Genomic DNA, 26,979 nt, shown 5'->3' on the forward strand with positions numbered 1-26,979 from the left:
CCTGCACCCGGCGGCGGTTGGGGCCGCCTCTCCCGGCGGCGCGGTGCAACGCGGGCCCGGATGTGCCGGCCGGGTCGCCGCTGACGCGGCTCCTACAGAGAATGGCCGGCCTGCCCCCTGCAGGAGCCGCGCCCGGGGCGACGCGACGGAAGTGGCCGGTCGCGGCGGATGCACCTGCACCCGGCGGCGGTTGGGGCCGCCTCTCCCGGCGGCGCGGTGCAACGCGGGCCCGGATGTGCCGGCCGGGTCGCCGCTGACGCGGCTCCTACAGAGAATGGCCGGCCTGCCCCCTGCAGGAGCCGCGCCCGGGGCGACGCGACGGAAGTGGCCGATTCGCGGCGGATGCACCTGCACCCGGCGGCGGTTGGGGCCGCCTCTCCCGGCGGCGCGGTGCAACGCGAGCCCGGATGTGCCGGCCGGGTCGCCGCTGACGCGGCTCCTGCAGAGAGAATGGTGGGCGTGGCCATGAGCCTGGCTCCCTGCAGGAGCCCGGGCCGGCCGGGGGCAGGCGTCCGCGGCGAGGGGCGCGGGCCTCAGTCGGCGGTGTAGACCGCCTGACCGTCGACCCAGGTGGAGCGGACCTGCAGCTTGGGCAGCTCGGCCGGCGGCACGGCCAGCGGGTCGCGGTCGAAGACCACGAAATCGGCGCGCAGCCCCGGGGCCAGGCGCCCCACCTCGGATTCGTCGTGGCCGGCGCGGGCGGCCTCCACGGTGAAGCCGCGCAGGGCCTCCACCGCGCTCAGGCGCTGGCCGGGCAGCCAGCCGCCGGGTGGCTGGCCGTCCAGGTCCTGGCGGGGGACGGCGGCATACAGGCCCAGGCGCGGGTCCACCGACTCCACCGGGAAGTCCGAGCCCAGCGCCAGCGGCACGCCCAGGTCCAGCAGGCGGCGCCAGGCGTAGGCGCCGGCCAGGCGCGCCTGGCCCAGGCGCTCCCCGGCCCACGGCATGTCCGACGTGGCGTGGGTGGGCTGCATCGAGGCCACCAGGCGCAGCGCGGCGAAGCGCGGCAGGTCCTCCGGCGCCACCACCTGGGCATGCTCCACACGCCAGCGATGGTCGGCGCGCGCGGTGCGCGCGGCCAGGGCGTGCTGGTAAGTGTCCAGCGCGATGCGGTTGCCGCGGTCGCCGATGGCGTGGGTGGCCACCTGCACGCCGCAGTCGCGCGCCTTGATCACCGCCGCGGCGTAGGCCTGCGGGTCGGTGACCAGCAGGCCGCGGTTGCCGTGCTCGTCCGAGTAGTCCTCCAGCAGCGCCGCGCCGCGACTGCCCAGGGCACCGTCGATGTAGAGCTTGACGCCCTTCATCTGCAGGCGGCCGGAGGGGTGGCGGTACAGGCCGTGCGCGCACAGGTCGGCCAATGCGGGGCCGTCGCCGTCGGCATAGGCGGAGATGCGCAGCGGCAGGCGGCCCTCGTCGGCGAAGCGGCGCATCAGCGCCAGCTCCTCGCGCGAGACGCCCATGTCGTGCACGCCGGTCAGGCCGTTGGCCACCGCCAGCTCCAGCGCCCGCTCCAGCGCCTGCTCCTGCCAGGCCGCGTCCGGCGCGGGAATGGCGCGCTCAACCAGGACCATCGCCCCGTCCACGAACACGCCGCTGGCGCGGCCGTCCTGGCGCACGATATGGCCGCCCTCCGGCTGCCAGTCGCCGTCCAGCGCACGTGCACCCTCCAGGGCCTGCGCGGCGGCCATCGCCGCACTGTTGGCCCAGCCGGCATGGCCGTCCACGCGCACCAGCCACACCGGCCGGTCGGGGAAGGCGGCGTCCAGGTCGGCCGCGGTCGGGAATGCCTGCTCCGGCCAGCGGTTCTGGTCCCAGCCGCGGCCGACGATCCAGGCGCCCTCCGGTATGGTCGCGGCGAAGGCGCGCAGGCGTTCGACGATCTCGGCCTTGCTGCCGGCGCCGGTCAGGTCGGCGCTCATCAGCGCCTGCGCCAGCCCCATCACGTGCGCATGGGCGTCGATCAGGCCGGGCACCACCGTGCCCTTGTCGGCGTCCACGTGGCGCGCCTGCGGAAAGCGGCGGCGCAGCTCGGCGGCCTTGCCCACCGCGACGATGCGCCCTTCCGCATCCCATGCCAGAGCGGTGGCCTGCGGCTGCGCGGGGTCCAGCGTGTGGATGCGCGCGGCGGTCAGCACCGCCACCACCTCGCCCGGCGCCGCCTCCGGTGCCTGCGCCGGCACGGATGCGGGGATGGCACAACCCAGGGTGGCCAGGGCCAGGGCCAGGGCGAGGATGCGCACGCGCATAGTCGACTCCTTCGGTTCTTGCGAAGCCCCCGACTATGCCGGCGCACCGCCGCCACGGCAACGCCGGACCGGCCCCGGCGCGCGTGCCGCTCAGCCGACCAGCTGCGCCTCCAGTTCGATCGGCACCGCCGACAGCGCCCGCGACACCGGGCAGTTCTGCTTGGCGTCCTCGGCGACGGCGCGGAACCTGGCCGGGTCGATGCCCGGCACCGAGGCGGTGGTCTTCAGCCGGATCCGCGACAGGGCCGGGCCGCCTTCCAGCGACAGGTCCACGTCGGCGCGGGTGTCGATGGCGGCGGGCGGGAAGCCGGCCTCCGACAGCTTGGCCGACAGTGCCATGGTGAAGCAGCCGGCGTGCGCGGCAGCGATCAGCTCCTCGGGATTGGTGCCCTTCTCCTCGCCGAAGCGGCTGTTGAAGCCGTAGCGGGTTCCGGACAGAAGCCCGCTCTGCGGGGTGTCCAGGCGGCCGCCGCCGCCTTTGAGGTCGCCTTCCCAGTGCGCGGTGGCGTGACGCGAGATGCCCATGTTCCCTTCCTCGTTGGATGTCGGCCGGAAGCGGCACGTTAGCCGCCGGCGCGTTAACCCGCCGTGGCCGCGGCCCGCGGTTGTGCGGCGCAACGTGGCCGGCGCCGGGGGCGCGCTAAGGTGTTCGTCCGCCATGACCGCCCGCCGGGTCGACACCACGGAGGGCCCGGCCCGGACAGCCATGACGGCCTTCGACCCAGCCACGGGAGGAACGGCCCCATGCCCTACGCGACCCGCGACATCCGCAACGTGGCCCTGGCGGGCCACCCCGGCGCCGGCAAAACCACCCTGTTCGAAGCCCTGCTGCATGCCGGCGGCGCCATCAACTCGGCAGGCAGCATCGAGCGCGGCACCACCGTGTCCGACTTCGACCCCATGGAGAAGGCCCGCGGCCACTCCCTGGACATCGCCATCGCCGGCCTGGACCACGACGCCGGCGACGGCTCCTTCCACCTCAACCTGATCGACACCCCAGGCTATCCGGACTTCCGCGGGCCGACCCTGTCGGCGCTGTCGGCGGTGGAGACCGCGCTGGTGGTGGTGGACGCCGACACCGGCGCCGCGCACGGCACCGTGCGCCTGATGGCCCGCGCCCGCGAGCGCGGGCTGTGCCGGGTGATCGCGGTCAACAAGATCGACCACGAACACGCCGACCCGGCGCGGGTGATGGCGCAGCTGCGCGAGCTGTTCGGCCCGGAGGTGCTGCCGCTGAACCTGCCGGCCGGCGGCGGCACGCGCGTGGTGGACTGCTTCTCCGGCGCCGGCGGCGACTCCGACCTCGGCCCGGTGGCCGAATGGCACCAGCGCATCCTCGACCAGGTGGTGGAGGTGGACGCGCAGGCCATGGAGCACTACCTGGAAGGCGGCGAATCCGGCCTCTCGCCGCAGGAGCTGCACGACGCGTTCGAGCAGGCCCTGCGCGAGGGCCACCTGGTGCCGGTGTGCTTCGTCTCCGCGCGCAGCGGCGTGGGCGTGCCGGAGCTGCTGCGCGTCGCCGGCCGCCTGTTCCCCTCGCCGCTGGAGGGCAACCCGCCGCAGCTGCTGCGCCACAACGGCCAGGGCGGGGAACCGGTGGCGGTGCGCGCCGATCCGGACGGCCGCGTGGTCGCCCAGGTGTTCAAGGTGGTGCACGACCCCTTCGTCGGCAAGATCGGCATCTTCCGCGTCTACCAGGGCACCGTGCGCCGCGACGCGCAGCTGCTGGTGGACGACGGCCGCCGCCCGGTGCGTGTGGGCCACCTGTTCCGCCTGTTCGGCCGCGAGCACCCGGAAACCGGCGCGGCGGTGGCCGGCGACATCGCCGCGGTGGCCAAGATCGAGGAGCTGCACTTCGGTGCGGTGCTGCACGACTCGCACGAGGAGGACCACGTGCGCCTGGCGCCCGTGCAGTTCCCGAAGGCCATGTTCGGCCTGGCGGTGCAGGCCGCAAGCCGCGGCCAGGAGCAGAAGCTGGCGCAGGCGCTGCAGAAGCTGGCCGAGGAGGATCCGGCCTTCGTGGTCGAGCACAACGCCGAGGTCAACGAGACGGTGGTCCACGGCCTGTCCGAGCTGCACCTGCGGGTGATGCTCGAGCGCCTGAAGGAGCGCTTCGGCCTGGAGGTGGCCACCCGCCCGCCGCGCATCGCCTACCGCGAGACCGTCTCGGTGGCGGCCGAAGGCCACTGCCGGCACAAGAAGCAGACCGGCGGCGCCGGCCAGTTCGCCGAGGTGTTCCTGCGTGTGGAGCCGCTGCCGCGCGGGGCGGGGTTCGAGTTCGTGGACGAGGTCAAGGGCGGCGCCATCCCCGGGCAGTTCATCCCCGCGGTGGAGAAGGGCGTGCGCCAGGCCATGCAGGCCGGCGCGATCAGCGGCCATCCCATCCAGGACGTGCGCGTGGTGGTCTACGACGGCCGCCACCATCCGGTGGACAGCAAGGAGATTGCCTTCGTCACCGCCGGACGCAAGGCCTTCCTCGACGCGGTCGCCAAGGCCAGGCCGCTGGTGCTGGAACCGGTGGTGGCGCTGGAGGCGGCCGTGCCCGAGGAACAGGTGGGCGACATCACCGGTGCCCTGGCCACCCGCCGGGCGCGCATCGCCGGGACCGACGGCAGCGACGGCAACGGCAGGGGCGCGCTGCAGGAGGCGGTGGTGCGTGCGCAGGTGCCACAGGCGGAGCTGGAGGGTTTCGCCGCCGAGCTGAAGTCGCTGACCGCCGGCAAGGGGCGCTACACCCTGGATTTCAGCCACTACGAACCGGTGCCGCCGAACATCCAGCAGAAGCTGGTCCAGGCCTGGCGGCCGCAGGCGGACGAGGACGGAACCTGCGGGGGGCCGCGCAGGTGGCGCCGCGGCGCACGTCCGGCCGCGGTGGGTGTGCCTGCCGATGCGGCCTGACGGCGGGCAGGCCCCGGGGATGCGGCGGTTCGTCGGCGCCCTTGCCGCGTCGCGGTTGAATGCCGGCTCCGGACACGCCGGCCGCGTCGCCGCTGGACGCGGCTCCCACAGGAGCGGGCCTCACCTGCAGGCGCCGCGTACGCGGCGCGGGGACCCGCGGGCCGCGGCGGATGCGTCCTTGCCGGGGCGTGTGGCATTGGGCGTCTTCCGCCACGCGGTTGAACGCAGCCGCCGGACACGCCGGCCGGGTCGCCGCTGACGCGGTTCCTACAGGGACAGGGTGGCCTCGAGCAGCTGGCGCAGGACGGCCTGCAGGTGGCACGCGCGCTCGGGCAGGTACCGGAAGCTGTCCTCGTCCATGTAGGTGCGCTGGGCCAGCTCCAGCTGCACCGCTTCCACGCCGGCGTCCGGACGGCCGTAATGGCGGGTGATGTAGCCGCCCTTGAAGCGGCCGTTGACCACGTGGCTGTACCGGCCCTGCGCGGCCAGCACCTGCTCCAGGCGCCGCTGCAGCGCCGGCGAGCAGCTGGCGCCGCCGGCGGTGCCGAGGTTGAGGTCCGGCAGCTCGCCCTCGAACAGGTACGGCAGGCGGCCGCGGATGGAATGGCCCTCCCACAGCACCACCCGGCCGTGCTCGGCACGCAGGCGCCCCAGCTCGGCCTGGAGCGTGGCGTGGTACGGACGCCAGTAGCGCTCCACGCGCGCAGCGATCTCCGCCGCGTCCGGCTCGCGGCCGGGGCGGTACACCGGCTCGCCGGAAAACTGGGTCACCGGGCACAGGCCGGTGGTGTTCTGCCCCGGATACAGCGAGGTGTCGTCCGGCGGGCGGTTGAGGTCCACCACGTAGCGCGAGTAGTACGGCACCAGCACCGAGGCGCCCAGCTCGCGGGCGAAGTCGTACAGGCGGCTGACGTGCCAGTCGGTGTCCGGCACGCGCCGGGCGCTGTCGGTGAGGCGTCCGGCCAGGCCCTCGGGCAGCGCGCTGCCGTCGTGCGGCAGGCTCACCAGCAGGGGCGCGGTGCCCCGGTGCAGTCGGCAGATGTCCATGCGCGCATTGTAGGCCGTGCACGCCGGCCGCCCCGGAGTTTGCCCGGTTGTTCGGTTCGACGAACGGCGCATGGCCGGACCGGGGCCTCCCCGATGGTCGAGCGCCACGGCCGCGCCTAGGCTGGGCGGATACCCGCCACGGAAGGCGCGCGGCGCCCGCCGGCACCACGTGCAGCCGGGCCTTCACCGGCCGCGGCCTGCCGGGCGCCCCGCCCCGTCCGTCCACCGCCCCGCCATGCCGCTGCCGCCCCTGTCGCCGTCACTGGCCTCGATCGACGAAGAAGACCTGCGCCGGCGCCTGGCGTTCCTGGAACTGGGCGAGGAGGACCAGCGGCGGCTCATCCAGCTGTGGGAAGTGGTGCAAGGCAGCCGCGACCGCACCATCGACAGCTTCTACACCCACATCGGGGCCTTCCCCGAGATCGGCAGCTTCATCGAGGACTGGCAGACCCTGCAGCGCCTGCACCAGGCCCAGGCGCGCTACGCGCGCGAGCTGTTCACCCTGCCCTGCGACAGGGCCTACGTGCAGAACCGGCTGCGCATCGGCGCGGTCCACCACCACCTGGGCGTGGAGCCGCACTGGTACCTGGCGTCCTGCGCCAAGCTGCTGACCGCCATCGTCGACTCGATGCGCCCGCTGCGCGACCACGACCCCGACTTCCATGCCGACGCGCTGAAGTCGCTGATCCGCCGCCTGTTCCTGGACATGGGCCTGGCGATGAACGCGTACGTGGCCTCCGACCGCGAGGCGCTCAACGCCTCCACCGCCTCGCTGCGCGAAAGCCAGGCGCTGCTGAGCGAGGCCCACGACCTGGCGCAGCTGGCACGCTGGGAGCTGCACCTGCCCAGTGGCGCGCTGACCTGCTGCACGCGCGCGCAGGAGCTGCTGCACACCGAGGCCTCGGTCGGCTGCGGCGGCTACGACCACCTGCGCCGCTGGGTGCATCCGCTGGACCGGCCCGACGTGGACGAGGCCTTCCGCGCCGCGCTGGGCAGCGACAGCGCCTACGACATCCGCTACCGGGTCGAGTATCCCGGGCAGCCGCTCCGGATGCTGCGCGAGCGCGGGCGCGCGCTGCGCGACCCGGCCGGCAGCCGCACCCGCGTGGTCGGCACCATCCAGGACATCTCCCTGCAGGTCACCCAGCTGTCGCGCATCGAGCAGCTGGCCCTGTTCGACGACCTGACCAAGCTGCCCAACCGCGCCAGCTTCCACGCCGCGCTGGAGCGGCACATCCAGGACGCCGCCGCCGCCGAACGGGTGTTCGCGATCCTCTTCATCGACCTGGACGAATTCAAGGAGATCAACGACACCAAGGGCCACAGCGTGGGCGATGCGGTGCTGATCGAGGTGGCCCGGCGCCTGCGCGGCAACCTGCAGGCCGGCGAGCTGGTCGCGCCTGGATGGCGACGAGTTCGTGGTCCTGGCCGCCGGGGCCGACGCGCCGGGGGCACGGGCCATCGCCGCACGCCTGGCCGAGGCCATCGCCCGGCCGATGGACGTGTGCGGGCACCGCCTGGCGGTACGGGCCAGCATCGGCATCTCCGTGTTCCCGTCCGACGGCGTGGGCAGCGAGCTGCTGGTGCGCAATGCGGACATCGCCATGTACGCGGCCAAGCGCTCGCGCACCGGCATCGACGTCTACCACCCGCGCATGAGCGCACGTCTGGCCCGGCGCGTGCAGCTGGCCGACCGCCTGGAGCGGGCCATCCGCCACGACGGGCTGGAGCTGTACTACCAGCCGCAGGTGTCCATGGCCGACGGCACCCTGGTCGGCGCCGAGGCGCTGCTGCGCTGGAACGACGCCGAGCTGGGCCAGGTCAGCCCGGACGAGTTCGTGCCGCTGGCCGAGCACCGCGGCCTGATCGACGCGCTGGGCCACTGGGTGGTGGCGCGCGCCTGCGCGCAGTTGCGCGAGTGGGAGCAGCGCGGCCTGCGCCTGCCCGGGCGGCTGGCGATCAACCTCTCACCGCGACAGTTCGACGACCCGGACTTCGCCGACCGCCTGACCGGACATGTCGCCGCCTGCGGCCTGCGTCCCGACCGCCTGGACCTGGAGCTGACCGAAAGCGGCCTGATGGCCGATCCGGACGCATCGCTCACCGTGCTGGCCACGCTCAGGACCGCCGGCTTCAGCCTGTCGCTGGACGACTTCGGCATGGGCTACTCGTCGCTGGCCCATCTCAGGGGCTTTCCGCTGGACAGCCTCAAGCTGGACCGTTCCTTCGTGCGGGGCATGCTCGAGCATCGCCACGACTACGCGATCGTGGTGGCGACCATGGCCATGGCGCAGAGCCTGGGGCTGGAGCTGGTGGCCGAGGGCGTGGAGACGCGAGCCCAGGCCGACGCGCTGCTGGAGCTGGGCTGCCGGCGCGCGCAGGGCTTCCTGTTCGACGCGCCGCTGCCGGCCGAGGCCTTCGCCCGGCGCTGGCTGCTCCAGCCCGAACCGGTGGAGGCCTGAGCGCCCTCAGGCCAGGCGGTAGCCCTCGCGCCAGCGCAGGGCGGCCGCGCGCAGCGCGTCGCCGTCGCCCAGGCCGAGCTTGTGCTTGATCTTCTCGCGGTGGCTTTCCACCGTCTTCACCGACAGGCCCAGTTCCTCGGCGATCTGCCGCGGCCCGATGCCGGCACCGATGCGCAGGAAGATCTCGCGTTCGCGCGGGGACAGCGGCAGTTCCTGCTGCCGCCAGGTCTCGCGCGCCGCGCAGCGGCAGCAGCTTTCCTGCCGGTAGCCGGGCTCGGCGCAGCGGGCCACGGTGCGCAGCAGTTCGATGGTAGCGCTCTCGTCCTGCGCCTCGCTGAGCATCGCGCACGCCTGCGCGCTGCCCGGCAGCGGCGTCTCCCCGGCATGTTCGCGCGGGGTGACCAGCACGATGCGGTGGTGCCGGCCCTGCAGCGCCGCTTCGCCCAGCTCCGAGGCCAGCGCGGCATCGACCAGGAGGATGTCGAACCGGTGGCGCTGCAGCAGGCTGCGCGCCTGCCCGGCGTCGGCGGCGACGCTCACCCGGGCCAGGCGCTCCTGCTCCAGCACACGGACCAGTCCGTGCCGGACCAGGACCCGACCGACCGCGACCAGCGCCTCGGGCAGGCGGGCACTGGCGTCGGCGGGCGCCTGCATCCCGGACATGGGCACTGCCTGGCCGGCCGCCTCCCCCGGCGAGCCGATCAATGCTGCGGTCACTGGTGCAAGTCCGCGTTGGGAATGCGGAAAATCATAGCAGCCGGCACGCGCCGTTTCCGCCATCACTGGCCGGCCAGCACCAGCTCCTCGGCCGAGGTCGGATGGATGGCCACGGTCTGGCGCAGCTGGGCGCGGGTCACGCCCAGCTTCAGCGCCACGGCGAAGCCCTGCAGGATCTCGTCGGCGGCCTCGCCCAGCAGGTGGATGCCGACCACGCGCTCCTCCACGCCCACGCACACCAGCTTGAACAGGCTGCGCTGCGGCGCATCGGCCAGCGCCGCCAGCATCGACCGGAACCCGCTGGTGTACACCCGCACCGTGCCGTGGCGGGCGCGCGCCTGCTCCTCGGTCAGGCCCACGGTGGCCAGTGGCGGGTGCGAGAACACCACGGTGGGCACGTTGTCATAGTCCAGCTTCGCATCGGCCTGGCCGCCGAACAGGCGTGCCATCAGCCGCCGCGCCGCGGCGATGGCCACCGGGGTGAGCGCCAGCTTGCCGGTCACGTCGCCCACTGCGTGCACGCCCGGCAGCGAGGTGTCCTGCCACTCGTCCACCAGGACTTCGCCGCGTTCGCCCAGGGCCACCCCGGCCTCCTCCAGGCCCAGGCCCCCGGTGTCGGGCCGACGCCCGGTGGACAGCAGCACGCAGTCGAAGGGCTCGGCTGCCGCGCCGGCGTCCTGCCCCTTGTGCAGCACGCGGATCCCGCCGCCGGCACCCGGCTGCAACGCGTGCACCGGCGCCTCCAGGTGCAGGCGCACGCCGCGCGCCTGCAGGCTGGCCTGCAGCGCCAGCACCACCTCGGCATCCATGTGCGAAAGCAGCCGCGGCCCGCGTGCGAACACCTCCACCCGGCTGCCCAGGGCCTGCAGCACGCCCGCCAGCTCCACGGCGATGTAACCGCCACCGACCAGGGCCACCCGGCCCGGGGCCCGGGCCAGCTCGAAGAAGTCGTCGGAGGTGCCGGCCAGCTCCACGCCGGGGATGTCCGGCCGCTGCGGCCGTGCGCCGGTGGCCAGCAGCACGCGGTCGGTGCGCAGGCGCACGCCGGTGTCGGTCTCCACCGTGTGCGCATCGCGCAGGCGGCCGCGGCAGGGCATCAGCACGATGCCGGCCGCGTCCAGGCGGTGCCGGTAGCTGGCGTGGATCTGGCCGATGTAGCGCTGGCGGTGGGCGCTGAACGTGGGCCAGTCCAGCACCGGCGGCGTGGCCGGCAGGTCGAAGCCCAGATCCGCGGCCAGGGCCAGGCGCTCGGCCATGTCCGCGGCCAGCCACATGGCCTTCTTCGGCACGCAGCCGGCGTTGACGCAGGCGCCGCCCAGCGGCCCCGGCTCCAGCAGCGCCACGCGTGCGCCGTGCGCGGCCGCGGCGAAGGCACCGGCCAGCCCGCCCGAGCCCCCGCCGAGCACCAGCAGGTCGAATCCGGCTTCCGGTCGCGGGGATCGGCTCGGGGTCATGGCAGGCCTCGCTGGCTACTGGAAACGCTCGACCCGGTACGGCGCCGGGTCGATGGCCGGATCACGGCCGGTGATCAGGTCGGCCATCAGCTGGCCACTGGCCGCACTCATGCTCATGCCCAGCATGCCGTGCCCGGCCGTGATCCAGACGTGAGGATGGCGCGGCACCCGGCCCAGCACCGGCAGGTCGTCCCAGGTCATCGGCCGCCAGCCGTACCAGCGCTCCTGCACCGTGGCCGGGTCCGGCGGCTGGCGCAGGTACTCGCGCGCGGCCCGCTCCAGCGCGCCCAGGCGCACCGGGTTGAGCGTGGTGTCCTGGCCGGAGAACTCCATGGTGCTGCCCAGGCGGAAGCCGCTGCCCCAGGCGGTCACGCACACCGAGCGGTCCTTCAGCACCAGCGGCCGCTGCGGCACCAGCGGCTGGGCCGCGTAGGTGATCGAGTAGCCCTTGCCGGGCTGGATCGGCAGGCGTACGCCCGGCCGGCGCCCCAGCGCCGGGGTCCAGGCGGCCATCGCCCCCCCCGCCTCGCGTCCGCGGCGGGTGCCGCCGTCCTGCAGGCGCACCAGCACCGCCTCGTCCTCCGGCTGCAACACCTCCACCCGGCAGCCCTCCTCGATCACGCCGCCGCGCGCGCGCACCACCCGCGCCAGCTCGGCCACGTAGCGGTCCGGGCGCAGGTGGGCGTCCACCGGGAAACGGATCGCGCCGACCACGCCCTCGCGCAGCGCCGGCTCCTGGCGCAGGTACTCGGCACCCTCGATCACCTCGGTGGCGATGCCCAGCTCGTTGAGCGGGCCGCACTCGGCCACATAGTGCTCGAAATTGCGCGGATCACGGAACACGTAGTCCAGGCCCTTCTCGGCGAACTCGCATTCCAGGCCGTAGCGGCGCACCCACCCGGCCAGGCGCGCGCGCGAATCGTTGAGGATGGCCGCGCGCGCGGTGGTGCTGGCCAGCCAGTCGCGGCGGTTGCAGCGGCGGGCAAAGCGCAGCAGCCAGCGCCACAGCGCCGGATCGAAGCGCGGGCGGATGTACAGGGGCGCGTCCGGCGCCAGCATCCAGCGCAGCGCGCGCGCCGGCACGCCGGGCGCGGCCAGCGGCGGGGCGTGGCTGGGGGTGATGGTGCCGCAGTTGCCGAAGGAGGTGGCGCGGCCGACCTGCGCGGCCTCGAGCACGCGCACGCCGCGCCCGGCCTCCAGCAGCGCCAGCGCGGTCGCCAGGCCGATGGCGCCGCCGCCGAGGATGAGGACATCGTCCATGTGCGCGTTCACGGGGTGGATTCTAGTCCTGCGCCATCACCAGGGCTTGCCGATCTCCAGGAACAGCACGGCGCCGCCGCCGGCACGGCGGCCGTAGCCGAACAGCATCGGCCCGATCCAGGAGTCGAAGCCCAGGTACAGGCTGCCGTTCCAGATGCCGTCGCCCAGCCGCATGTCGCCGCGGTTTTCCCAGGCGTTGCCGTACTCGAGGGTGGCGCCGGCCACGGCCGAGCGCCGGAACAGCGAGGCCAGCTGGTAGCTGTAGCCGGCCATCAGCACCGCGTAGTGCTGGCCGGCCAGCTCGTTGTAGTGGAAGCCCGCCAGGCGCCCGCGCCCGCCCAGGCGGTGGCGCAGGTTGAGCGGCAGTTCGCCGGAGAGCGTGGTGTGCCAGGCCAGCGAGGCCTGCACCGCGTGGCGGCCGAACGGCATGGCGGCCAGCACGTCGAACCCGGCCTCCTCGAAGCGGGCATCCCCGCCCAGCCATCCGGCACTGCGCCGGTAGGTCAGGCGCGACCAGTGGCCTTCGCGCGGGAAGTACAGGCTGTCCAGCCGGTCCACCGCCACCTGCGCGTACCAGCTGCCGGCGTCCACGTCCGCGTCCGGCAGGGCCGGATCGCCGGTCTCCACCTCGGCCTCGCCGCTGCTGCGCTCCAGGCCGACCTCCGCGGCGCCGTAGCGGCCGAAGGTGCGGCCCAGGCTCAGCAGGCCGGAGGCCAGCTGCGCCTCGTACACGGCCAAGCGATGGCCGCGGCCGTCGAACACCGGCACGGTGCTGCGCCGCGCGCCGAGGCGGCCGTACAGGTACCAGCGCGCCTGCGGGTCGAACGGGTGGTAGTACTCGCCCTGCAGCTCCGGCTCGCTGCCGATGCCCGCCAGCACGCGCGCCTCGGCGCCGTAGGCCGTGGCCGGCGCACGCAGCAGGGCCATGCGCAGGCTGGTCTCGTTGGCACCGCTGAAGTCGGTGGCGGTGCGGAAGCCGGCCTGCAGGTAGTTCGGGCCCTGGGGTTTTTCCCGCGCACGCACCACCACACCGGTCAGGCCTTCGGCGTCGCGCTCGACCTCGTAGGTGACGCTGGCGAAGGTGCCCTCGTTGTAGGCGCGCAGGGTCGCCTGCTCGAGGTGGCCGGCATCCAGCGGCTGGCCGGGGCGCAGGTCGAGGATGCCGGCCAGCCCCCGGTCGTCGTACCGGCTCTCGTTCTCCAGGCGCACGTAGTCCACGACCGCCGGCTCCGGCACCGGCGCGGCCGCCGGCGGGGCGGCACGCCAGCGCGGCAGCGCGGCCAGGGCGGGCGAGGCGGCGTCGGCCGCCTCGCGGCCGATGCGCAGGGCCTCGGCGGCCCTGGCGAAGTCGCCGGTGGCCACGTCCTCGCCCAGCTCCGGCACGATCAGCACGTCCCTGCCGCCCAGCGTGGCCACCGCACTGCGGGTGTTGCCCACGGTGAGCATGCCGGTCAGCTGCGAGACCACCTGCAGCAGACTGGCGTCGGCATCCAGCGCCATCAGCGGCGTGCCCACGTCCACCGCGATCACCACGTCCGCGCCCATCCGGCGCACGGTGTCCACCGGCACCTGCTCGGCGATGCCGCCGTCGATCAGCACCCGCCCGTCGATCCGCACCGGCTGGAAGATGCCCGGCAGCGACATCGAGGCGCGCATGGCCTGGGCCAGGCTGCCGCTGCCCAGCTCCACCGCCTGCCCGGTGTTGAGGTCGGTGGCCACGGCGCGGAACGGGATCGGCAGCCGGTCGAAGTCGCGCACCGCGGCCACGTGCAGGGTCTTGCGCTGGAACAGCGACAGGATCCGTTCGCCCTGCAGCACGCCAGGCGCCGCGCGCAGGCCGCGCCGGTCGAAGCCCAGGCCGAGGGTGGCCAGGCCGTCGCGGTCGTCCTGCTTGCGGCGGTAGCTGCGCTCACGGCGCGGGATCGAATCGTCGAACAGCTGCTTCCAGTCCGCCTCCAGGACCAGCTGCTCCAGCTCGTCCAGCGGCACCCCGGCGGCGTACAGGCCGCCGACCAGCGAGCCCATGCTGGTGCCGGCGATGCAGTCCACCGGCACCTGCAGCTCCTCCAGCTTGCGCAGCACGCTGATGTGGGCCACGCCACGCGCGCCGCCGCCGCCCAGGGCCAGGCCGATCCGCGGGCGGGAGGTGTCGCCGTCGCGTTGCGGGCAGGAGTTCCCCGCCACGGCCGCCGCGCCCCCGTCCGCCCGCGCCGCCGCGGGCGTGGCCAGGACGGCCGCGCATGCGGCCAGCATCCAGCGCGCCGCGGCCGTGGCCACGGGACCGATCCCCCTGCCCGGGGCCCGCCCCGGCGCTGCCGTCACCTGCATGGACTTCCCTCTCCACCCTGCTGCGGCGAGGGTAGCCGCCCGCACCGCCGGGAGGAAGCGCCGGCTAGGCGGCGGGAAGCGGCGCAGCCGGGCGCATCGGCTGCGCCTTCCCGTAGGTCAGCGAGCGCCACAGCCACTCGACCGGGCCGAAGCGGAAGCGCGCCAGCCAGGCATGGGCCAGCAGCACCTGCACCAGGAACAGCGCCAGCGCCAGCAGCACCTGCCAGGCCCGGCCCACCTGGCCGAACCCGCCCAGGCCGTAGCCATAGGACAGCAGGGTGCACACCAGCGACTGCATCAGGTAGAGGGTCAGGGCCATGCGTCCGGCCGGGGCCAGCCACACCGCCAGTCGGGCCCCGGCGCGGGTCCGGAACAGGGCCACCAGCCAGCCCACGTAGCCCAGGCACATCAGCGGGCCGGCCAGGAACATCAGTGCCTGCCCCATGCCCAGGGCGAAGTCGAAGCGGTCCAGCGGCAGGTATGGCGCCAGGGCGAAACCGGCCGCCATGGCCAGCAGGCCCAGTGGCAGCGCCACCCCACGCAGCAGCGCGAACAGGCGCGGATGCTGGGCCGGCGCAGCGATCGCGCCGCTGCGCACGAACGCCGCGCCCAGCAGGAACATGCCCAGCACCTGCGTGCCGAAGAACGGCAGGCTGGAGACCATCGAGCCCAGCTCGCGCAGGCGCAGGGCCACCACCTCGCCGTAGCCGCCGGAGGCGTAGAGCCGGCGCCCCTCCTCCACCAGCGCCAGCATGTCCGCGGCGCCCTCGGCGATGGCCCGGTTCCAGCCCTCGGCACCTCCGGGGGTGAGCGACACCACGCCGGCCAGCATGGCGGTGGCCGCCAGCAGCAGCGGCGACACCAGGCAGGCCGCCGCGCCCAGACAGGCGAGCCAGCGCGCCGGCAGCGGCCGGAACGCCAGCAGCAGGAACGACAGCAGCGCATAGGTCACCAGGATGTCCCCGGACCAGACCAGCACCGCGTGCAGCAGGCCGATGCCCAGCAGCACCAGGCCGCGGCGCACGCAGACCCGGACGAAGCCGCGCCCGGCCGCCTCGGCACGCCCGGCCATGACCGCGAAGCCCATGCCGAACAGCAGCGAGAACAGGGTGAAGAACTTGCCCTGGACGAAGAAGTAGACCAGGCCGTCGGCGATCCGGTCGGCGCCGGACAGCGCCGGATCCAGGCCGGTGCCCGAGGCCAGCACCGGACCGAAGAAGCCTTCCATGTTCATCAGCAGGATGCCGCACAGTGCCAGGCCGCGCAGGGCATCGAGCATGGCCAGGCGTTCGGCCGGGGCCACCGGCTGCAGGTCGTTCGCGGTCATCGCTTCCTCCGGGTTGGCCGGCGATGATGAACGATCCGGGCGCGGCCGGCACGCCCCGCCCGCGGCGCCCGTCAAGTCCTTGTTCCCCCTCCCCCCCGCCGGTACCCTGCTGGGTCTCATGTCCGGCTTCGTCCACCTCCACATCCACACCGAGTATTCGCTCGCGGACTCGACCATCCGCGTGCCGGAGAAACCGGACCAGGCCGACCCGGCCAAGGCCAAGCGCCCCAACCTGCTCAGCCGCGCGGTGGAGCTGGGGCTGCCGGCCCTGGCGGTGACCGACCTCAACAACCTGTTCGCGCTGATCAAGTTCTACAAGGCGGCCGAGGCGGTGGGCATCAAGCCGATCGCCGGCGCCGACCTGTGCGTGGCCGCCTCGCCGTCCGAGGTGCCGTGGCGGCTGACCGTGCTGTGCCGCGACCACTCCGGCTATCTGAACCTGTCGCGCCTGCTGACCAGGGCGTGGATGGAGGGCCACCGCCCCGAGGGCGGCGTGGCCGTGACCCCGGAGTGGCTGCGCGAGTGCGCCTCCGGCCTGGTGGTGATCGCCGGGCGCGGCAGCCTGGCCGGGCGCCTGGCCGCCGAAGGCCGCCATGACCTGGCCCTGCAGCAGCTGGCCGACTGGCAGCGCCTGTTCGGCCAGGACCTGTGCCTGGAGCTGGTGCGCACCGGCCGCGAGGGCGAGGAGGCGTTCAACGCCTTCGCCCTGCACGCGGCGGCGGTGCGCGGCATCCCGGTGGTGGCCAGCAACGACGTGCGCTTCCTGGAGCGTTCCGGCTTCGAGGCGCACGAGGCGCGCGTGTGCATCGCCTCCGGCCGGGTGCTGGACGACCCCAAGCGCCCGCGCGAGTACAGCCCCGAGCAGTACCTGAAGTCGCCGGAGGAGATGGCGCAGCTGTTCGCGGACGTGCCCGACGCGCTGGACAACACCCTGGAGCTGGCGCGCCGCTGCAACCTCGAGCTGACCCTGGGCAAGTACTCCCTGCCCGCCTACCCGGTGCCCTCGGACGAGACCCTGGACACCTGGATCCGCAAGCAGGCCTACGAGGGCCTGGAGGAGCGGCTGGCGAAGAACCCGCTGGCCCCGGGCAAGACCCGCGAGGACTACTTCAAGCGCCTGGACTTCGAGCTGGACACCATCATCAAGATGGGCTTCCCCGGCTACTTCCTGATCGTGGCCGACTTCATCCAGTGGGGCAAGAACCAGGGCATCCCGATCGGCCCGGGCCGCGGCTCGGGCGCCGGCTCGCTGGTGGCCTGGGCGCTGAAGATCACCGACCTGGACCCGCTGCCCTACAACCTGCTGTTCGAGCGCTTCCTCAACCCCGAGCGCGTGTCGATGCCGGACTTCGACATCGACTTCTGCATGGACCGGCGCGACGAGGTGATCGACTACGTCGCCCGCAAGTACGGGCGCGAGCGGGTCAGCCAGATCATCACCTACGGCACCATGGCGGCCAAGGCCGTGGTGCGCGACGCCGGGCGCGTGCTGGGCCTGCCCTACGGCTTCGTGGACGGGGTGGCCAAGCTCATTCCCAACGTCCTGGGCATCACGCTCAAGGACGCCATGGGCGAGGGCAAGGACAGCGAACTGGCCTCGCAGGAGCTGATCCAGCGCTACAACAGCGAGGACGACGTCCGCGACCTGATCGACCTGGCGCGCCAGCTGGAGGACCTGACCCGCAACGCCGGCAAGCACGCCGGCGGCGTGGTGATCGCGCCGGCGCCGCTGTACACCTTCTGCCCGCTGTTCGCCGAACACGACCACGACGGCCTGGGCAAGAACCCGGTCACCCAGTTCGACAAGGACGACGTGGAGGCGATAGGCCTGGTGAAGTTCGACTTCCTGGGCCTGCGCACCCTGACCATCATCGACTGGGCGGTGAAGGCCATCAACGCGCGCCACGCGCGCGCCGGCCTGCCGCCGGTGGACATCGCCCACATCCCGCTGGACGACCAGGCCGTCTACCAGGACATCTTCGCCAGCGGCAACACCGGCGCGGTGTTCCAGTTCGAATCGCGCGGCATGCGCGAGCTGCTCAAGCGCGCCAAGCCGGACCGCTTCGAGGACCTGATCGCCCTGGTGTCGCTGTACCGCCCGGGCCCGATGGACCTGATCCCGGACTTCATCGAGCGCAAGCACGGCCGCCAGGAGGTCACCTATCCCGACCCGCGCGTGGAGCCGGTGCTCAAGGACACCTACGGCATCATGGTGTACCAGGAGCAGGTGATGCAGATGGCGCAGATCGTCGGCGGCTACTCGCTCGGCGGCGCCGACCTGCTGCGCCGCGCCATGGGCAAGAAGATCCCGGCGGAGATGGCCAAGCACCGCGAGATGTTCCGCGAGGGTGCGGCCAGGGGCGGCGTCGACGAGAAGAAGGCCGACGAGATCTTCGACCTGATGGAGAAGTTCGCCGGCTACGGCTTCAACAAGTCGCACGCCGCCGCGTACGCCCTGGTCAGCTACCAGACCGCCTGGCTCAAGCGCCACTACCCGGCCGAGTTCATGGCCGCGACCCTGTCCTCGGACATGGACAACACCGACAAGGTCGTGGGCTTCCTCGAGGAGGCGCGCGGGCTGGGGCTGACCGTCCTGCCGCCGAAGGTGAACGAATCCAACTACATGTTCGAGGCCGTGGACGCCCGCACGGTGCGCTACGGCCTGGGCGCGATCAAGGGCGTGGGCCGCGGCCTGTGCGAGGCGATCGTGGCCGAGCGCGAGCGCGGCGGCCCGTACCGCGACCTGCTGGACTTCTGCCGCCGGGTGGACTCGACCAAGCTCAACCGCCGCGCCCTGGAGGCGATGATCCACGCCGGCGCGCTGGACGCGCTGGGCGCCAACCGCGCCACCCTGATGCTGCAGCTGCCGGAAGTGCTCAAGGCCACCGACCAGCTGACCAGGGAGCAGGCCGCCGGCCAGGCCTCGCTGTTCGGCATGGTCGAGGACACCGGCCCGGCACTGTCCCTGGAGCTGCCGACCACCGACGAGTGGCCGCTGCGCCAGCGCCTGGACGGCGAGCGCGAAACCCTGGGCCACTACCTCAGCGGCCACCCGTTCGACCCGTACCGCGAGGAGGTGCGGCAGCTGGTCGGCGCCGACCTGGGCGAGCTGGACAGGCTGTGGGCCGCCGGCGCCAACGGCGAGAAGCGCAGCTGGCGCCCGGAGGTGCAGGTGGTGGTGGCCGGCATGGTCACCGGCGTGCGGCGCAAGGGCGACAGCCAGCTGTTCGTGCAGCTGGAGGACGGCCGCGGCCGCCTGGAGTGCAGCGTGTTCTCCGACAGCGCCGCCGAGTTCGCCGGCCTGCTGGTGCGCGACCGCGTGCTGGTGGTGCAAGGCGGCCTGCGCGAGGACGAATTCAGCGGCGGCTTCAGCCTGCGCCTGCGCCAGGCCTGGGACTTCGAGCAGCTGTGCGCGCAGCACGCCCAGCGCCTGTCGCTGCGCCTGGACCTGCGCGACCCGCACACCTGGGACCGGGTGGACGCGGTGCTGGCCCGCCACCGCCCCGGCCCCACCCCGCTGCGCCTGCACGTGCAGGTCGGTCGCCGCGGAGCCCAGGGCGCCACCGGCGTGCTCGACCTCAACGGCGCCCATGGCGTGCGGGTGGCCCCGCCGCTGCTGGACGAGCTGCGCGCCCAGCCGGGCGTGCGCGCGGTCAAGGTGGCCATCGCCAGGCCATGGGCGCACTGAACCCGCCCGCGTGCCGGCGGTGATCCGGCGCCATTCGCCCCGGTTCCATACCGTACGGTTCGGTCCAAACACGCACGTTCGGCTACACTGCCGGCTTCCTGTACGACCCGGTTCCCGATGAACCCGAACTACCTCGATTTCGAGCAGCCCATCGCCGACCTGGAAGCCAAGATCCAGGAGCTGCGCAACGCCAGCACCGGCCCCGCGGTGAATGTGGATGCCGAGGTGCGCGCGCTCCAGGACAAGCTGCGCAAGCGCACCGCCCAGATCTTCCGCGACCTGACCCCTTGGCAGATCTCCCAGCTGGCCCGCCACCCGGCGCGCCCGTACACGCTGGACTACGTCAACGTGATCTGCGAGGAGTTCCAGGAGCTGGCCGGCGACCGCGCCTTCGCCGACGACAAGGCCATCGTCGGCGGCCTGGCCCGCATCGACGGCCGCCCGGTGATGATCATCGGCCACCAGAAGGGCCGCGACACCAAGGAGAAGGTGCGCCGCAACTTCGGCATGCCCAAGCCGGAGGGCTACCGCAAGGCCCTGCGTTTGATGAAGCTGGCCGAGCGCTTCGGCCTGCCGCTGCTGACCTTCATCGACACCGCCGGCGCCTGGCCGGGCATCGACGCCGAGGAGCGCGGCCAGTCCGAAGCCATCGCCCGCAACCTGATCGAGATGGCCGAGCTGCGCATCCCGGTGATCTGCACCGTGATCGGCGAGGGCGGTTCCGGTGGCGCCCTGGCCATCGGCGTGGGCGACCGCACCCTGATGCTGGAGTACGGCACCTACTCGGTGATCTCCCCGGAGGGCTGCGCCTCGATCCTGTGGAAGGACGCGGCCAAGGCCAAGGACGCGGCCGAGCAGCTGGGCCTGACCGCCCGCCGCCTGCACAGCCTGGGCCTGGTCGACAAGGTGGTGCGCGAGCCGATCGGCGGCGCCCACCGCAACCCGAAGCAGATGGCCCGGCGCCTGAAGGCGGTCCTGCTCAACGAGCTGGACGCGCTGTCGCAGGTGCCGATCGACGAGCTGCTGCAGCGCCGCTACCGGCGCCTGCGCAGCTACGGCGCCTACGAGACCGCCTGACGACCCGCAGGAGCCGCGTACGCGGCGACGCGACGATCCCATCCGGTCCCGTTGACCGCCGGGCCGGCAAGGCCGTCCGGGTCGCCGTGGACGTGGCTCCTGCAACGGCGGAACGCGCGCGGCAGCGGCTAGGATGCGGCCATGGACGACACGGCGCCACCTGCCCCCGCCCTGCCCCTGGACCTCCCCGCGCAGGCCACGGGCGCCTTCGTGGCCGCCTGCAGCGGCGGTCTGGACTCGGTGGTGCTGCTGCACCGGCTGGCCGCCGAGCCGGCGGTGCGCGCCCGCGGCCTGCGCGCGGTGCACGTGCACCACGGCCTGCAGGCCGGGGCCGACGCCTGGGCCGACCACTGCCGGCAACTGGCCGACGCCCTGCAGGTGCCGCTGCAGGTCGAACGGGTGCAGGTGCCGCGCGATTCCGGCCTGGGGCTGGAGGCGGCGGCGCGCCAGGCCCGCTACGAGGCCCTGGCACGCGCACTGGCGCCGGGCGAGGTGCTCGCCACCGCCCACCACCAGGACGACCAGGCCGAAACCTTCCTGCTGCGCGCCCTGCGCGCCTCCGGCCCGGAGGGGCTGGGGGCGATGCGGCCGTTGCGGCGCTTCGCCGGCGGCTGGCACTGGCGGCCGCTGCTGGAGGTGCCCCGCGCCACCCTGGAAGCCTACGCCCGCGCGCATGGCCTGGCCTGGGTCGAGGATCCCAGCAACGCCCTGGCCGATCCGGACCGCAACTTCCTGCGCCTGCAGGTGCTGCCGCTGCTGCGCCGGCGCTGGCCGCACGCCGCCGCCGCCCTGTCCCGCAGCGCCGCGCTCAGCGCCGCGGCCGACGCCCTGTTGAAGGCCGGGGACCAGGCCCTGCTGCCGGCGGTGGCCGGCACCGGACCTGGCACCCTGTCAGTCCGCGCCCTGCTGGCACAGCCGCCGGCCCGCCGTGCCCGCCTGCTGCGTCTGCGGGGGCGCGCGCGCGGCCTGCCGCCGCTGCCGGCACGCGGCCTGGAACGCATTGAGGCCGATCTGCTCCACGCGCGCGCCGACGCGCAACCCTGCTTCGACTGGGCCGGCGCGCGCGTGCAGCGCTGGCGCGACCTGCTCCACGCCGGCCCGCTGCGCGCGCCGCTGCCGGAGGACTGGCACACCGACTGGGACGGCCGCGCGCCTCTGGACCTGCCCGATGGCGGCCGCCTGTGGCTGGAAGGCGATGCGGCGGCCGCCGGCTTCGACGCCCCGTTGCGGGTGCGGGCACGCCGGGGCGGCGAGCGCATCCGCCGGCCCGGCCGCGCCCCGGGCCGCGCACTCAAGCACGTGCTGCAGGAGCGCGGCGTGCCGCCCTGGCGGCGCGCGCACCTGCCGCTGCTGGCCGATGCCGCCGGCCGCATCCTGGCCGCCGGCGACGTGGCGGTGGCCACGGAGCTGGCCGCCTGGCTGGCCGCGCGCGGCCTGCGCCTGGCCTGGTGCGCGCCCGGCGATGCCCCCTGCCTTGATCCGCCTCCTGCAGGGGCCGCGTAAGCGGGGACACGACGGCTCCATGCGCGCCGCACGCATCCACGCCGGCCTGCATGCACCTCCGCCGGACAGAGGGATCGTCCGCCGCCAGGGCGCGCGGCCCGGCACCTTGGGCACGCGTCGACCGCCGGCTTCGGAAACGCCTGCCGGGTCGACGCCGACGCGGCTCCCGCAGGGGAAGGCGTGCGTTGACCCTCCGCGGCGCACCGCGCACACTGCGCGCCATGCCCCGAAAGAACACCGAAGAAGCTTCCCCGGTCGCCCGCTTCGAGCAGTCGCTCGAGGAGCTGGAGCAGCTGGTCGAGAAGATGGAACAGGGCGAGATGAGCCTGGAGGAGTCCCTGGCCGCCTACGAGCGCGGCGTGGGCCTGTACCGCCAGTGCCAGACCGCGCTGGAGCAGGCCGAGCTGCGCGTGCGCCTGCTCAGCGACCCGGACCGCCCCGACACCGCCCAGCCCTTCACCGCCGATGATGGCGGCTGAGCTGTTCGCGCGCTGGGCCGCGCGTACCGAGGCCAGCCTCGAGCGCCTGCTGCCGGACCCGGCCGCCGCGCCGGAGCGCCTGCACGCGGCCATGCGCCACGCCACCCTGGGCGGCGGCAAGCGCATGCGCCCGCTGCTGGTGTACGCCGCCGGCACCGCGCTGGGCGCCAGCGAGGAGCTGCTGGACGCCCCGGCCGCGGCGGTGGAGCTGGTCCACGCCTATTCGCTGGTGCACGACGACCTGCCGGCGATGGACGACGACGACCTGCGCCGCGGCCGCCCGACCGTGCACGTGGCCTTCGACGAGGCCACCGCGATCCTGGCCGGCGACGCCCTGCAGACCCTGGCCTTCTCCGTGCTGGCCGAGGCCGCGGCCAGTGACACGCTGCGCATCGGCTGGGTGCGCGAGCTGGCCGCCGCCGCCGGCGCGGCCGGCATGTGCGGCGGCCAGGCGCTGGCCATCGACGCCACCGGCCAGGTGCAGCCGCTGCCGCAGCTGGAACGCATGCACGCGCTCAAGACCGGGGCGCTGATCCGCGCGGCGGTGCGCATGGGCGCGCTGGCCGGCGGCGCGGACGCGGCCACGCTGGCGCGCCTGGACGGCTTCGCCGCCGCGCTGGGCCTGGCCTTCCAGGTGCGTGACGACCTGCTCGACATCGAGGCCAGCTCCGAAGCGCTGGGCAAGACGGCGGGCAAGGACGTGGCCCAGGCCAAGTCCACCTACCCCGCGCTGCTTGGCGTGGACGGCGCCCGCGCGTGCTTGCGGCAACTCGCCGCGGACATGGACGCCGCGCTGGCACCGCTGGGCACACGCGCCGCCGCGCTGGCCGCGCTGGGCACGCTGGCGGTCACGCGCAACCACTGAAGCAGGGAACCGGGCATGCCGCCCGGCCCCTCGACCCGTCAGGTGTTGTTGACCCAGGCGGTCAGGCGCGAGTGCCATTCCTGCAGCTCGGCGTAGTTCTTCTTCGCGCCCCACTTGGTTTCTATGTGGCGGCGGAACGGCACCTCGAACTTCGGCCGGCCGAGGTCGCGCACGTTGACCTCCAGTCGGTTCCTGGTGTGGTGCACGCCGTAGGCGACGTAGGCTTCGCTCCAGCGCAGCACGTCGCCCTTGTTCAGCACGGTGGAGTAACCGCTCTGGTCGCGCAACCACAGCTTGCCGTTGGGCACATCTATGGCGATGTTGTCGTGTGCGTAGGTCGGGGTGAACCCCTCCGGGTAGCTCTTCGGCGCACTATCCTTGCCCCGGAGCATCATCCAGATGAACGCGAAGATCGCAGCCGCCAGGCCGGTCAGGAAGCCGAGGAAGGGGAAGGGAATGCCGAGGACGCCGGCGATGAAGCCGCCGACGAAGAGGCGACGACCAGGGCCAGGATGACGCGCATCAGGGAAACTCCTCTGTTGTGGCGCGATATGGGACGCGCGGCGCTCAGACGGTCGCCGGCAGGCTGGATTCGAGGTCCTCGAGGCTCAGCGACAGAAGGCGCGGGTCGCCGTGCTGCTCCATCGCGCGCTGCAGCGCCCTGCGGGTGGCGCTGGTGACCAGCGACTGCAGGTCGCGGCCAGACAGGCCGGCGGTGCGCGCAGCGAGCGCTGCGCAGGCCGGGGCCACCTCGAACGCGACCGGCTTGGACGCAAGCTGCAGGGCGAGGATCGCGGCGCGCGCAGCCTCGTCGGGCAGGCCGATTTCGATCCGCCGTTCGAACCGCGACAGCAGCGCACCGTCGATGCTGTCCGGATGGTTGCTGGCGGCGAGCAGGAATACCTGTCCCTTGCGCGTTGCCACGCCGTCCAGTTCCTGCAGTAGCTGGGCGACGATCTCGTCGGTGAAGCTGTCGCCGCCACCGCGTTGCCGGGCCACTGTGTCGATCTCGTCCAGGAACAGGATGCAGGGCGCCTGTGTCCGTGCTTTCTCGAACAGCTGCTTGACCCGTCCACCGGACTGGCCGATGTAGCCGGCCTTGAGGTCGCTGGAACTGGCAGCGATGAACGCCAACCCCGATTCGCTGGCCAGCACGCGCGCCACCTGGGTCTTGCCGGTCCCCGGGGGACCGTACAGCAGTATGCCGCGCGGCACGTCCACGCCCAGCTGGCGCAGCTCCTCGGCATGGACCAATTCGCGGCCCAGGCTCCTGAACTCGGCCAAGGTCGACTCCGGCAACACCAGGTCGTCCCAGGACAGGCGCTCGACCGACGTCGAACCCTTGCCGCGCAATCGCCTCACCTCCTCGGCGAAGACCTCCTGGCTGACCTCGCCGTCCACGTGGGCGGCGACGATCTTGGACACCAAGGTGTGGATGTCGCGGCCGGACATGCCCGCCGTCTCGCGCACCATGTCCTCGGTGGGCCTGAAATCGAGCCGCGCCCTGGCCAGCTCGTTGGTGAGAATGCGCTCGCGCCCACGCGCGTCCGGCACGCCGATCTCGAAGGTTTCGGTGAAGCGTGACATGATCGCGTTGTCGATCAGGTCGTGGCGGTTTGTCGCGCCGACCACGAAGACTTGGTCCGCGGACTGGTTGAAGCCGTCCCACTCGGCCAGGAAGGTCTGCACCAGCTCGTCGCTGAAGGCATCGCTGTTGGCCGAACCGCGCGCAGCGAACACGCTCTCGCACTCGTCCACAAACAGGATCGTCGGCGCGCCCTCGCGGCACTTTTGCCAGGTCTCGCGCACCTTCGGCCCGGTGTGGCCGATGTGTTTGCCCTTGAGGTCGGAAACGCCCACGGCGACGAAGTTGCAACCCGAATGCTGCGCCAGCTTGCGCGCGACCAGGGTCTTGCCGGTGCCCGGCGGGCCGTAAAGGAGAATCCCCTTCACCGGCCGCCCGGACTTGAATGTGTCGACCAGGCGTAAGATGCCGTCGAGGGTTTCCTCGGGCAGGGCGACATCCGACCATGCCCGCTCCAGCCCGGCCAGGGTCCCGATCCGCTGTTCGATCAGCTCCACGCGCGCCTTGGCGGCGAGCCAGTCGGCCACTTCGCCGGCGAAGGTGCGGATCTTCGAGGCATGCACCGCCGCCACGGCGGCCAGGTCAGTGGCCAGCGCCGCCCACACCGGCAAGCGCGGATCGCCCGCCGTCATGCCGTTGAACGGCACGGCCTGGACCGTGAAACCGTCGACGGGCAACCGCACCAGCAGGCGCACCGTGCCGCCTGCCTCGCGCATGCCGACGAAGGTGGCGCCGAACTGCTGGCCGTGCTCCTTGGCGATGCGCAAGATACAGGTGAAGTCCTCTTTCTCGCCGACCGGCGCCCTCGTGGCTTGGTAGGGATAGTCCGGATTGGTCCCCGGCTCGCTGGCGACCGCGATTAGCTGCTGCTTCAGTGCGCGGAAGTCCGAAATGGCATCGCGCTCGCCCTGGCTGGAACGCATCGCCTCGCGCCCGCGTCCCCAGTGGACCAAGCCCACGTAGCCGGCGATGAACAGTAACGCCGCCGTGGTCGTGCCGAGGCCGATCATCCACGCCAGCATGGGTGCGCCCACGGCCAGCCCCAGCCAGCACATGACCTGTGCGCGTCCGGACCCCCATGGCGCGGCCAGCGTCAGCGCCGCCTTCCAGGCCCGGGATTTGGCGCGCCGCAACGCGGCTTCCGTGGCCTCGTCGCACAGCCTCCCTGCTTCATCTGCGATCGCTGCCGCGGCCTGGCATAGCAGGCCGTCGTGATTGTGGGTCACTTTGCCGGCCGCATCTCTGGCGTGCTCGACGGCACGCTGCCGGTCTTCTTGCAACCGCAACAGCTGCGACTGGATGTATCCGGAACCCGCCCCCTGCGCGCGCTCACTCATGCCGGGTGGCTCCCTGCCACGTTGATCGAGTGCATCCCCCCCCCCCTCTGCACGCTTTGCCTGAAACTAGCGGCAGCCCTCAAGGATGTAAAGGTATACGTTGGTTCATGGACCTGTCTCCCTCGGTGAGGCGCAGAGGTGCGCCCCGACCTACCGGGCACGGAACGCCACCGAATCGAAAACCAAAGGCCCGGTCATTGCCGGGCCCTTTGCGTATCCACCTGCTGTGTCGTGCCTACTTCACCAGGCGCAGGGTGAAGGGATAACGGTAGGCGACGCCCTCGTTGGCCTTGATCGCGGCCATGATGGTCAGCACCAGCCAGGCCAGGAACAGCAGCAGCCCGACCGGGATGGTCAGGATCGCGCCGAGGCCGAGGGTGATGAAGGTCAGGATCGCCAGCGCCACGCCGACCAGGGCCAGGGTGATGTTGAAGTTCAGTGCTTCCTTGGCCTGGTCGGCGGCGAAAGGCATGGTGTCCTTCTTGACCAGCCAGATGACCAGCGGGCCGACGATGTTGCCGATGCCGCCGGTGACCAGACCGGTGAACGCGGACAGGTGGCCGAACATGCCCCACTGCTTCTCTTCCTGGGAAGCAACGCCCACGGGCGCGGCCGGCGGTGCGGTGTAGTTCTCGAAATCGCTCATCCTCGAATCCCCCTCTTCGATGTATCAGGTCCTGCGGCCCCGGCTTAAGCGTTCACCGGC

General features: G+C 73.0%; 17 protein-coding genes and 1 pseudogene. 7 read left to right on the top strand and 11 right to left on the bottom strand.

The genetic code is table 11. The features are described from left to right. Positions 1 to 533 precede the first annotated feature (533 nt). Positions 534 to 2,246: an amidohydrolase gene (locus tag CR938_RS02200; protein ID WP_162123446.1), complete on the bottom strand. Its 1,713-nt coding sequence runs from the start codon at positions 2,244 to 2,246 to the stop codon at positions 534 to 536. Positions 2,247 to 2,336: 90 nt separating this feature from the next. After that, positions 2,337 to 2,771: an OsmC family protein gene (locus CR938_RS02205; protein WP_162123447.1), complete on the bottom strand. Its 435-nt coding sequence runs from the start codon at positions 2,769 to 2,771 to the stop codon at positions 2,337 to 2,339. 219 nt (positions 2,772 to 2,990) lie between these two features. On the opposite strand from CR938_RS02205, the gene fusA reads away from it, so the two are divergent. Continuing rightward, positions 2,991 to 5,144, top strand: coding sequence for an elongation factor G (gene fusA, locus CR938_RS02210; protein WP_162123448.1), 2,154 nt, complete (start codon positions 2,991 to 2,993; stop codon positions 5,142 to 5,144). Positions 5,145 to 5,411: 267 nt separating this feature from the next. On the opposite strand, the gene hutG is transcribed toward fusA, so the two are convergent. Further along, a complete protein-coding gene (gene hutG / locus CR938_RS02215; protein WP_162123449.1) occupies positions 5,412 to 6,191 on the bottom strand; it encodes an N-formylglutamate deformylase in 780 nt (259 codons plus the stop codon). Positions 6,192 to 6,238: 47 nt separating this feature from the next. On the opposite strand from hutG, the pseudogene CR938_RS14925 reads away from it, so the two are divergent. Further along, positions 6,239 to 8,650: pseudogene (locus CR938_RS14925) on the top strand (protoglobin domain-containing protein); the annotation flags it as partial. A gap of 9 nt (positions 8,651 to 8,659) precedes the next feature. Here CR938_RS14925 and CR938_RS02235 read toward each other — a convergent pair. From CR938_RS02235 to CR938_RS02255, 5 genes are all read right to left on the bottom strand, one after another. Continuing rightward, a complete protein-coding gene (locus CR938_RS02235) occupies positions 8,660 to 9,316 on the bottom strand; it encodes a response regulator transcription factor (protein WP_162123451.1) in 657 nt (218 codons plus the stop codon). A 116-nt stretch (positions 9,317 to 9,432) separates the two neighbouring features. Beyond that, a complete protein-coding gene (gene gorA / locus CR938_RS02240; protein ID WP_162123452.1) occupies positions 9,433 to 10,824 on the bottom strand; it encodes a glutathione-disulfide reductase in 1,392 nt (463 codons plus the stop codon). A gap of 15 nt (positions 10,825 to 10,839) precedes the next feature. Next, positions 10,840 to 12,084 carry an NAD(P)/FAD-dependent oxidoreductase gene (locus CR938_RS02245; RefSeq protein ID WP_162123453.1) on the bottom strand — a complete coding sequence of 415 codons (1,245 nt, stop codon included), beginning with the start codon at positions 12,082 to 12,084 and terminating at the stop codon, positions 10,840 to 10,842. A gap of 36 nt (positions 12,085 to 12,120) precedes the next feature. Then, positions 12,121 to 14,361 carry a patatin-like phospholipase family protein gene (locus CR938_RS02250; protein ID WP_246190936.1) on the bottom strand — a complete coding sequence of 747 codons (2,241 nt, stop codon included), beginning with the start codon at positions 14,359 to 14,361 and terminating at the stop codon, positions 12,121 to 12,123. 115 nt (positions 14,362 to 14,476) lie between these two features. Continuing rightward, on the bottom strand, positions 14,477 to 15,739 hold the full coding sequence (locus CR938_RS02255; RefSeq protein ID WP_162123455.1) for a DUF418 domain-containing protein: 1,263 nt from the start codon (positions 15,737 to 15,739) through the stop codon (positions 14,477 to 14,479). Between the two features lie 118 nt (positions 15,740 to 15,857). On the opposite strand from CR938_RS02255, the gene dnaE reads away from it, so the two are divergent. The 5 genes from dnaE (at position 15,858) to CR938_RS02280 (ending at position 23,351) form a co-directional block, all read left to right on the top strand. Then, the gene (dnaE, locus tag CR938_RS02260) at positions 15,858 to 19,427 is read left to right on the top strand and encodes a DNA polymerase III subunit alpha (RefSeq protein ID WP_162123456.1); all 3,570 of its coding nucleotides are present in this window, start codon (positions 15,858 to 15,860) and stop codon (positions 19,425 to 19,427) included. A gap of 117 nt (positions 19,428 to 19,544) precedes the next feature. Then, complete coding sequence (locus tag CR938_RS02265; protein ID WP_162123457.1) at positions 19,545 to 20,504, top strand: acetyl-CoA carboxylase carboxyltransferase subunit alpha; 960 nt, start codon at positions 19,545 to 19,547, stop codon at positions 20,502 to 20,504. Between the two features lie 141 nt (positions 20,505 to 20,645). Further along, a complete protein-coding gene (gene tilS, locus CR938_RS02270) occupies positions 20,646 to 22,007 on the top strand; it encodes a tRNA lysidine(34) synthetase TilS (RefSeq protein WP_162123458.1) in 1,362 nt (453 codons plus the stop codon). A 221-nt stretch (positions 22,008 to 22,228) separates the two neighbouring features. Continuing rightward, positions 22,229 to 22,486, top strand: coding sequence for an exodeoxyribonuclease VII small subunit (locus CR938_RS02275; protein ID WP_162123459.1), 258 nt, complete (start codon positions 22,229 to 22,231; stop codon positions 22,484 to 22,486). Beyond that, positions 22,476 to 23,351, top strand: coding sequence for a polyprenyl synthetase family protein (locus tag CR938_RS02280; protein WP_162123460.1), 876 nt, complete (start codon positions 22,476 to 22,478; stop codon positions 23,349 to 23,351). Before CR938_RS02275 ends, CR938_RS02280 begins: the two co-directional genes overlap by 11 nt. 38 nt (positions 23,352 to 23,389) lie before the next feature. Here the strand turns inward: CR938_RS02280 and CR938_RS02285 are convergent, their stop codons facing one another. The 3 genes from CR938_RS02285 to CR938_RS02295 all read right to left on the bottom strand — a co-directional run bounded on the left by CR938_RS02285 (position 23,390) and on the right by CR938_RS02295 (position 26,919). Beyond that, positions 23,390 to 23,743, bottom strand: coding sequence for a hypothetical protein (locus tag CR938_RS02285; RefSeq protein ID WP_162123461.1), 354 nt, complete (start codon positions 23,741 to 23,743; stop codon positions 23,390 to 23,392). 175 nt (positions 23,744 to 23,918) lie between these two features. Continuing rightward, on the bottom strand, positions 23,919 to 26,273 hold the full coding sequence (locus CR938_RS02290; RefSeq protein ID WP_162123462.1) for an AAA family ATPase: 2,355 nt from the start codon (positions 26,271 to 26,273) through the stop codon (positions 23,919 to 23,921). Positions 26,274 to 26,508: 235 nt separating this feature from the next. Continuing rightward, positions 26,509 to 26,919, bottom strand: a complete 411-nt coding sequence (locus tag CR938_RS02295) for a DUF4870 domain-containing protein (RefSeq protein ID WP_162123463.1) — start codon at positions 26,917 to 26,919, stop codon at positions 26,509 to 26,511. Positions 26,920 to 26,979: the final 60 nt, after the last annotated feature.

Source organism: Pseudoxanthomonas taiwanensis (assembly GCF_010093135.1).
GTDB classification, from domain to species: Bacteria; Pseudomonadota; Gammaproteobacteria; order Xanthomonadales; family Xanthomonadaceae; genus Pseudoxanthomonas; species Pseudoxanthomonas taiwanensis.

What these genes read in the sequence shown, in the direction of transcription:
- CR938_RS02295 (WP_162123463.1), bottom strand. Translation starts at nt 26,919, where the DNA reads ATGAGCGATTTCGAGAACTACACCGCACCGCCGGCCGCGCCCGTGGGC.
- CR938_RS02275 (WP_162123459.1), top strand. Translation starts at nt 22,229, where the DNA reads ATGCCCCGAAAGAACACCGAAGAAGCTTCCCCGGTCGCCCGCTTCGAG.
- fusA (WP_162123448.1), top strand. Translation starts at nt 2,991, where the DNA reads ATGCCCTACGCGACCCGCGACATCCGCAACGTGGCCCTGGCGGGCCAC.
- CR938_RS02280 (WP_162123460.1), top strand. Translation starts at nt 22,476, where the DNA reads ATGGCGGCTGAGCTGTTCGCGCGCTGGGCCGCGCGTACCGAGGCCAGC.
- CR938_RS02290 (WP_162123462.1), bottom strand. Translation starts at nt 26,273, where the DNA reads ATGAGTGAGCGCGCGCAGGGGGCGGGTTCCGGATACATCCAGTCGCAG.
- CR938_RS02200 (WP_162123446.1), bottom strand. Translation starts at nt 2,246, where the DNA reads ATGCGCGTGCGCATCCTCGCCCTGGCCCTGGCCCTGGCCACCCTGGGT.
- dnaE (WP_162123456.1), top strand. Translation starts at nt 15,858, where the DNA reads ATGTCCGGCTTCGTCCACCTCCACATCCACACCGAGTATTCGCTCGCG.
- hutG (WP_162123449.1), bottom strand. Translation starts at nt 6,191, where the DNA reads ATGGACATCTGCCGACTGCACCGGGGCACCGCGCCCCTGCTGGTGAGC.
- gorA (WP_162123452.1), bottom strand. Translation starts at nt 10,824, where the DNA reads ATGACCCCGAGCCGATCCCCGCGACCGGAAGCCGGATTCGACCTGCTG.
- CR938_RS02265 (WP_162123457.1), top strand. Translation starts at nt 19,545, where the DNA reads ATGAACCCGAACTACCTCGATTTCGAGCAGCCCATCGCCGACCTGGAA.
- CR938_RS02235 (WP_162123451.1), bottom strand. Translation starts at nt 9,316, where the DNA reads ATGTCCGGGATGCAGGCGCCCGCCGACGCCAGTGCCCGCCTGCCCGAG.
- tilS (WP_162123458.1), top strand. Translation starts at nt 20,646, where the DNA reads ATGGACGACACGGCGCCACCTGCCCCCGCCCTGCCCCTGGACCTCCCC.
- CR938_RS02255 (WP_162123455.1), bottom strand. Translation starts at nt 15,739, where the DNA reads ATGACCGCGAACGACCTGCAGCCGGTGGCCCCGGCCGAACGCCTGGCC.
- CR938_RS02245 (WP_162123453.1), bottom strand. Translation starts at nt 12,084, where the DNA reads ATGGACGATGTCCTCATCCTCGGCGGCGGCGCCATCGGCCTGGCGACC.
- CR938_RS02205 (WP_162123447.1), bottom strand. Translation starts at nt 2,771, where the DNA reads ATGGGCATCTCGCGTCACGCCACCGCGCACTGGGAAGGCGACCTCAAA.
- CR938_RS02285 (WP_162123461.1), bottom strand. Translation starts at nt 23,743, where the DNA reads ATGCTCCGGGGCAAGGATAGTGCGCCGAAGAGCTACCCGGAGGGGTTC.